The 7121-nt window shown below is 36.2% G+C and carries 9 protein-coding genes; 1 reads left to right on the forward strand and 8 read right to left on the reverse strand.

Annotated features, from left to right (window positions below; all coding sequences use genetic code 11):
- Nucleotides 1–75: 75 nt before the first annotated feature.
- From rfbD to BAU23_RS20410, 8 genes are all read right to left on the reverse strand, one after another.
- Complete coding sequence (gene rfbD, locus BAU23_RS20375) at nucleotides 76–930, reverse strand: dTDP-4-dehydrorhamnose reductase (RefSeq protein WP_071735078.1); 855 nt, start codon at nucleotides 928–930, stop codon at nucleotides 76–78.
- A gap of 17 nt (nucleotides 931–947) precedes the next feature.
- Nucleotides 948–1919, reverse strand: coding sequence for a dTDP-glucose 4,6-dehydratase (gene rfbB, locus BAU23_RS20380; RefSeq protein WP_071735079.1), 972 nt, complete (start codon nucleotides 1917–1919; stop codon nucleotides 948–950).
- Nucleotides 1920–1934: 15 nt separating this feature from the next.
- Complete coding sequence (rfbC, locus tag BAU23_RS20385; protein WP_000869428.1) at nucleotides 1935–2480, reverse strand: dTDP-4-dehydrorhamnose 3,5-epimerase; 546 nt, start codon at nucleotides 2478–2480, stop codon at nucleotides 1935–1937.
- A gap of 8 nt (nucleotides 2481–2488) precedes the next feature.
- Entirely contained in the window at nucleotides 2489–3226 is a 738-nt protein-coding gene (locus BAU23_RS20390) for a sugar phosphate nucleotidyltransferase (protein WP_000676170.1), read from the reverse strand.
- Nucleotides 3227–3240: 14 nt separating this feature from the next.
- Nucleotides 3241–3921: a glycosyltransferase family protein gene (locus BAU23_RS20395; protein WP_071735080.1), complete on the reverse strand. Its 681-nt coding sequence runs from the start codon at nucleotides 3919–3921 to the stop codon at nucleotides 3241–3243.
- 12 nt (nucleotides 3922–3933) lie between these two features.
- Nucleotides 3934–4620, reverse strand: coding sequence for a glycosyltransferase family protein (locus BAU23_RS20400; RefSeq protein ID WP_000100686.1), 687 nt, complete (start codon nucleotides 4618–4620; stop codon nucleotides 3934–3936).
- On the reverse strand, nucleotides 4617–5306 hold the full coding sequence (locus BAU23_RS20405) for a class I SAM-dependent methyltransferase (RefSeq protein WP_001078424.1): 690 nt from the start codon (nucleotides 5304–5306) through the stop codon (nucleotides 4617–4619). Before BAU23_RS20405 ends, BAU23_RS20400 begins: the two co-directional genes overlap by 4 nt.
- A 166-nt stretch (nucleotides 5307–5472) precedes the next feature.
- On the reverse strand, nucleotides 5473–6570 hold the full coding sequence (locus BAU23_RS20410; RefSeq protein ID WP_071735083.1) for a glycosyltransferase: 1098 nt from the start codon (nucleotides 6568–6570) through the stop codon (nucleotides 5473–5475).
- A gap of 165 nt (nucleotides 6571–6735) precedes the next feature.
- On the opposite strand from BAU23_RS20410, the gene BAU23_RS20415 reads away from it, so the two are divergent.
- The coding region (locus BAU23_RS20415) for an exosporium leader peptide-containing protein (protein ID WP_116733309.1) at nucleotides 6736–7121 on the forward strand (386 nt) is incomplete at its 3' end.

Here is a 7121-nt window from a genome sequence, read left to right on the forward strand (position 1 = left end):
TTAGTACCTGATACTATAATTATAGTACCATAAAACCGCTTAAAGGCAAACAAAAAAGTCATTAACATAAATTTGTTAATGACTTTTTGTTTCTATAAAAAAACGCTCTAATCCTTCTTCCCAAGAAGACATTTGTGCAAAACCATTTAGCCTGAGCATACTATGTTGAAAGATAGAATATTTTGGCCTTGCAGCCGCCGATCCAAATTCTTCGGTTGAAACAGGTAATACATTCACTTTCATATTTGCATACAAAAATATTTTTTGAGCAAATTCAAACCAAGAACATGAGCCTCTATTTGATACATGATACGTACCGTATAAAGAAGTATGAATGAGCTTATTAATAATCATATTTAAATCTGCCACATACGTAGGAGAACCGATTTGATCCGCTACAACAGATAGTTCTTCTCTTTCCTTACCTAATCGCATCATCGTTTTCACAAAATTATTTCCATACTTACCATATAGCCACGATGTACGAACGATAAAATATTTATTATGTAACTCTTTGACGAACTGCTCCCCCGCATACTTAGAAGCACCGTATATATTTATCGGCGCTGGACTATAAAATTCATCGTATCCATCCGGTCTGTCGCCCTGAAATACATAATCAGTACTAATATAAACTAACTTTGCTCCTACTAATTGTGAAGCAACCGCTATATTTCGAGCTCCTATTGCATTGATTAAATAAGCAAGATCCTGTTCTTTCTCAGCATAATCAACTTTCGTATACGCTGCACAATGAATAATTATATGTGGATTTATTTCTTTTACCACTTGCTGAACTCGGGATATATTTGTTACATCTAGTAACTTTTTATCAAATGGATATATGTCATATTCTTCGGGATTTAACTCTTCTTGCAGTTGCTTTCCTAATTGACCATTTGCTCCTGTTATGATAACCCGCTCTTTCATTTACATGCCCCTTACTGTTACTGTTCTTTTAGTGGTTTCCACCATTCCTTATTCTTTTCATACCAATGCACCGTCTCTTGTAATCCTTGTTCGAACGTATACTTCGGTTCCCAATCAAATTCATTCTTCATTTTCTCTGCATCAATCGCATAACGGCGATCGTGCCCTAAACGGTCCGTAACATATTCAATGTCTTTTTTTGTTTTTCCTAAGAGGGTAATAATTTGTTGCACAACTTCTACATTTGTTTTTTCGTTATTTCCACCTATGTTATATACCTCTCCTACACGTCCCTTATGCAAAACAATATCAATCGCACGACAATGATCTGTTACATGTAACCAGTCTCTTATATTTAAGCCATCACCATATAACGGTAGTTTTTTTCCTTCCAGTGCATTCGTAACCATTAATGGAATTAACTTTTCAGGATATTGGTACGGTCCATAATTATTGGAACAACGCGTTACTATAACTGGTAATTGATATGTTTTATAATAAGATAAGGCTATCATGTCGGCGCTCGCCTTACTTGAAGAATACGGACTATTTGGAGCTAACGGGGTTTCCTCGGTAAACTTTCCTGTTTTCCCTAAAGAACCGTATACTTCATCTGTTGATACTTGCACGAACTTAATATGCGGATACTTTTTCACTAATTCTAATAAAGTGACTGTCCCGATTACATTCGTATCGTAAAAGGGAATCGGATTTTCAATACTACGGTCCACATGTGATTCAGCTGCAAAATTAACAATTACTTGCACATCACGCTCTTTAATAACATGCTCCAGCAGCTCTCCATTTTGAATTTTTCCTTTTACAAAAGAGTAATTAGAATGCTCTTGAATAGACTTTACATTATTCAAATTTCCGCTATATGTTAATGCATCGAAATTAATGATTTTATATGTTTCATAGCTTTGCAGCATGTAATGAACAAAATTACTTCCAATAAATCCAGCTCCACCTGTTACTAATATATTCATAAACAACTCTCCTACTTAAAAACTATCTTCATATTCCTGAAGTGATGGTAATATTCGATCCTTATCAGATAAGATAGGATTTGTTACCGGCCATGGAATTGCTAATTCTTTATCCTCCCAAAGTAATCCCGAGTCATGCTGTGCACTATAATACTCATCTACTTTATACATAACAATAGTATGTGGAACAAGCGTACAAAACCCGTGCGCAAATCCTTTTGGCACCAATAATTGCCGGTGGTTATCCGCACTTAAAATATACCCTTTCCACTGTTTAAATGTTGGTGATTCTTTTCGTAAGTCTACGATAACATCATAAATTGCCCCTTGCATAACTTGAATGAGTTTCGTTTGTGCTTTCGGATTTTTTTGAAAGTGTAATCCTCGAATCGTTCCTGCCTGTGCTGAATAAGATACGTTATCTTGTACAAATGAATACGTAATCCCTAATGTTTCTAGCACCTTCTTATTATAACTCTCTGTAAAAAAGCCACGCTCATCTCCAAATAGCCTCGGTTCTAACAATTTTGCATCGGTAAAGTTTGTTTCTACAACTTTCATATTTTCACCTATTCTCCGTTAAACTGTTTCCCAAAGTTTATATCTCGGGCTAACGCATTCGCCCTTTGAAGAGAAGCATGAGTTCCCGCATCCGTCCACCAGCCGCTCATTTCGTTATAAGTAAGTACCCCTCGTTTTAAATACCAATTATTTATATCTGTAATTTCAAGTTCTCCCCTTGCGGAAGGTTTTAATTCTTTTATATAAGTAAAAACTTTCGAATCATATAAATAAATTCCCGTAACAGCATAGGAACTTTTCGGTTCCGTCGGCTTTTCTTCAATTTCAATTATTTTTTTGTTTTGAATATGTGCTACACCAAATCGTTCAGGATCTTCTACAGATTGAAGCAGTACTTTTGCACCTTCTTTTTGCTTTGTAAACACTTCAACATACGGACGAATATCATCTGAAAAAATATTATCTCCTAATATAACTACCATGCGATCGTCCCCAATAAAATCTTCACAAAGCCCTAACGCTTGTGCAATTCCGCCCGCCTTATCTTGCACACGATACGTAAAGGACACACCAAATTCGTGACCACTTCCTAAAAAGCTAACAACATCTCCCATATGCTCTTTACCTGTAATTATCATAATATCTGTAATCTCGCATTGTTTTAGCTTATATACCGCATGATAAATCATCGGATACCGTCCAACAGGAAGCAAATGTTTATTCGTTACTTTCGTTATTGGATATAGTCTCGATCCAGTGCCACCTGCTAAAATAATTCCTTTCACCATGCATCTCTCCCTTACGATGGAGATAATATATCTTTATAATGTTCTACAAACACTTTCCGGTACTTCTCGTATATATCCGCATCAAATTCATCTCCGTTGTAATGAATACACCATAGATTTGCTTGATTAGGAATCCCTACTAAATAACCAGCCTTTTGAAACTCTAAAGACTGTGACACATCATAAAAGTGGAATCCTTGAAACAAATCTTCGCGCCACGGAATATCAAACTGCGTTGCCATTAGTAAACCATCAATTGCCTGAACTGACATAAATGACTTATTTCCATAATACCCCTGGTCTAAATTTAATAATTGATAATTCTGTCTTCTGTACTCAATCACTTTCCCTACTAAATTTTTCCCTTCCCACCATATCCCATTACCCGGTAAAAATTGAGCACCAGCTACTCCAATTAAACCAAGCTTTTCATTATCTTTAAAAAGGGCAATGAGTGTATAAAACATCTCCCGATTAATAAGATAAGTATCTTGATGTATATATACTTTATACTTCGCCGGATATGAAAGTACTCGGTTGTACGCACTTGCCATACTTTTTGCATCTCGTATCGGAAAAATTTGCACAACATAACCAGGGGGAACAAAAAGGTTTCGTATTTGTCTCTCGCATTGCTTGAAAAGCTCTTCATTATTTATACAAACAACGACTAATATTGTATGATCTTTCATTTTGTAGCCCCTCTATTCTTCCTTATTCACATCTGACATATAGTTCTCTACAAATACTTTCCTATGCTTTTCATAATTCGTCATATTCACATCGAAATGATAATGAATACACCACGCATCGCGTTGTACAGGTACACCGACTGTATATCCTGCTTTTTTAAATTCAAATGATTGAGATACATCGTAAAAGTCAAATCCGTCAAATATGTCTTCTCGCCACGGGATATCATATTGTGTCGCCATTAACAAACCGTCAATACATTCAACAGGAATAAACGTCTTTGATTCATGAAATGGTTGCTCTAAACTTGCCATATAAAACAAATCGTTCATATAACCAATGACTTTCCCGACAATCCCACGCCCTTCGTTCCATATACCAGTTGGAGGAACATATTGCGATCCAACCATCCCAATCATTCCAAGATGTTCATGTTCCTCAAATAATTGAATTAATCCGTATAGAAAGGCTGCATTTATAATAAATACATCTTGGTGTAAATACACTTTATACTTCGCTGGATGTGAAATGGCTTGATTGTATCCGCTCGTCATACTTTTTGCATTTCGAATCGGCATAAATTGTATAGCATACCCAGGAGGTACTGCCAATTTCAATATATGTCGCGCACATTGTGCATACAATTTCCGATCATTTATACACGTAACAAATAATATTGTTTTTTCGGCAGTACTCATACTTGTGATTTTTCTGCTTCAATAATATATTGAAACACAACTGTCTCAGCCATGAAGCCACTTCCAAGACGATATTTTTTACAAACTTCATATAACTCTTCAATAAGTGGCTCATACATTTTATGGTCAATATATACACGATCTACTTTACTAATAGAATATCCTGCTTTTAAAAACATTCTTAGCATTTCATTAAAGGTAAAGAAACGTACGTGCGTTTTATCTAGTAAGCCATATTCTGTATACGTCCAATTTCCAGAAAGTAAGGGAGCTAATACTGAAATGTGAGCAACATTTGGTATACTAGCTAAAATTACACCGTTTTGTTTTATATATGGTTTTACTTTTTCTATTACAGCCCACGGATCAAATAAATGCTCTAATACATCCCCAAATATGACGCAATCAAATTGCTCCTCCTCATACGGCATATCCATTGTCTCTATATCACCTAAAACAACATGATCCAGCTTTTCTTTTGCTTTTTCCGCTGCTTCTGGAAATGCCTCAATACCTGATACACGTGTGCCATTTTCTTTTATAACCGCTCCTAATGCACCACTAGAACAGCCAATATCAAGAACTTCTTTCCATTCCTTTTTTATATGCTTTAATACATTCGGATTCGCTGCATTATAATAATAATCGGATTTTTCTTCATATAAAGAACTTTTTTCGCGATTCATTTCACACACTCCTTATGCAAATTGAATTTGAAATATACATCTCATATGAACAGAATACATCTTACAAAGGATGTCACCTCTACTGTTTTCATTACTAATACTCTAATATATAGCCAATCTATCATCATTAGAATAATAACAAGGTATTTCCTAAAAACAGCCTACATTACACTTTATATTGTTTATCAAAAACACCTCGAAAATATTTACGGTTATATTCGACTGCAGCATTATTCGGAACGTAAGAAGCTGCTAATTCATTGTAATAATAAGCTTTGTCTTGCTCTCCTAACTTGCTATAGCAAATACACATTTGCAAATATGGAAGCCATGTGTAGCTAGCTGGACTGTGAAACGGACTATCCGCTGCTAGTGGTACTTCCGTTGCTAGTTTAAACCAAAAGATCGCCTCATTATATTTTTGTTGTTCCATATATATATATCCTATTCTTGTACAATTCTCTCCTCTAGGGATATCGTACCGAAACGACTTTACACAAGATTCAATTGCCTTCTCCCACATTCCGAGCTTTGCATAACAATCCCCTAACTTACCGCATGCGTAAATTTTCTCTTCATGCCATCCTTCGTCTTGATTTAGAAATGTTTCATAGAGAAGAACCGCATCGTTGAATTTTTCGTTATCCATAGACTCATTCGCGTAATAAAACAAATCTCTTGGACTCAATTCCTCTCCCGCCATTACAGTATTTTGAAAAATCTTCAAATTACGATCCGTCACTTCTTTTTCCTTTTTATGTGTAATAGCAACGTTACTATTATAGATTTCACCGGAAACAGCTAAATACTCATGTACCTTACCAAACCATTGAAACTGTTTTTCACGTTTTACAAGTCGATATCTTCTTGTGCAATATAAAGGCTTCCCATTAGAATCCATTACAAGGTGATACGGCATCGAAACAGCATCCACATTAAAATCTAATTCTCCTTTTAATTGTTTCAATGCTTCTTGAGCATCTTCTAATAATACGTCATCTGCATCTAGCCATAATATATATTCTTGCGTCGCTTTTGAAAAAGAAAAATTTCTCGCAGCCGCAAAATCATCAATCCACTGAAAATCATATATGTTAGAAGTATATCGCTCTACAATTTCTTTCGTTCGATCAACGGAACCTGTATCAACTATTACGATTTCATCAACGATTTCTTCTACCGCTTCCAAACATCGGGCTATTGTCTTTTCCTCATCTCGAACTATCATACATAAACTAATTGTAATGCTTTGCTTGTTCAATATAATCACCTTCTTCCAACTCAATCATATGTTATACAAATACAAAACTTTCCACTTTTTTATATTGTTCAAGTTATTTTAGATTTCTTTTCAATAATTCAAATGTCCGTGTCATTTTCTTACGAGTTTGCATCTACTATATAATGAAAGCTTTATGGAGGTGAATTTATGTCAAATAATAATTATTCAGATGGCTTAAATCCCGATGAATCATTATCCGCTAGTGCATTTGATCCTAATCTTGTAGGTCCAACTTTACCACCAATACCACCGTTTACACTTCCAACCGGACCTACTGGACCTACTGGGCCTACTGGACCTACTGGGCCTACTGGACCTACTGGGCCGACCATACCTACTACTGGGCCAACCGGGCCGACTGGGCCGACTGGGCCGACTGGACCTACTGGACCTACTGGACTGACTGGACTTATTGGACCTACTGGGCCTACTGGACCTACTGGGCTTACTGGACCTACTGGACCTACTGGAGACACTGGTGCAACTGGTGCAACTGGTGCAACTGGTGCAACTGGTGCAACTGGTGCAACTGG

The organism is Bacillus nitratireducens (assembly GCF_001884135.1).
In the GTDB taxonomy this organism is placed as follows: domain Bacteria; phylum Bacillota; class Bacilli; order Bacillales; family Bacillaceae_G; genus Bacillus_A; species Bacillus_A nitratireducens.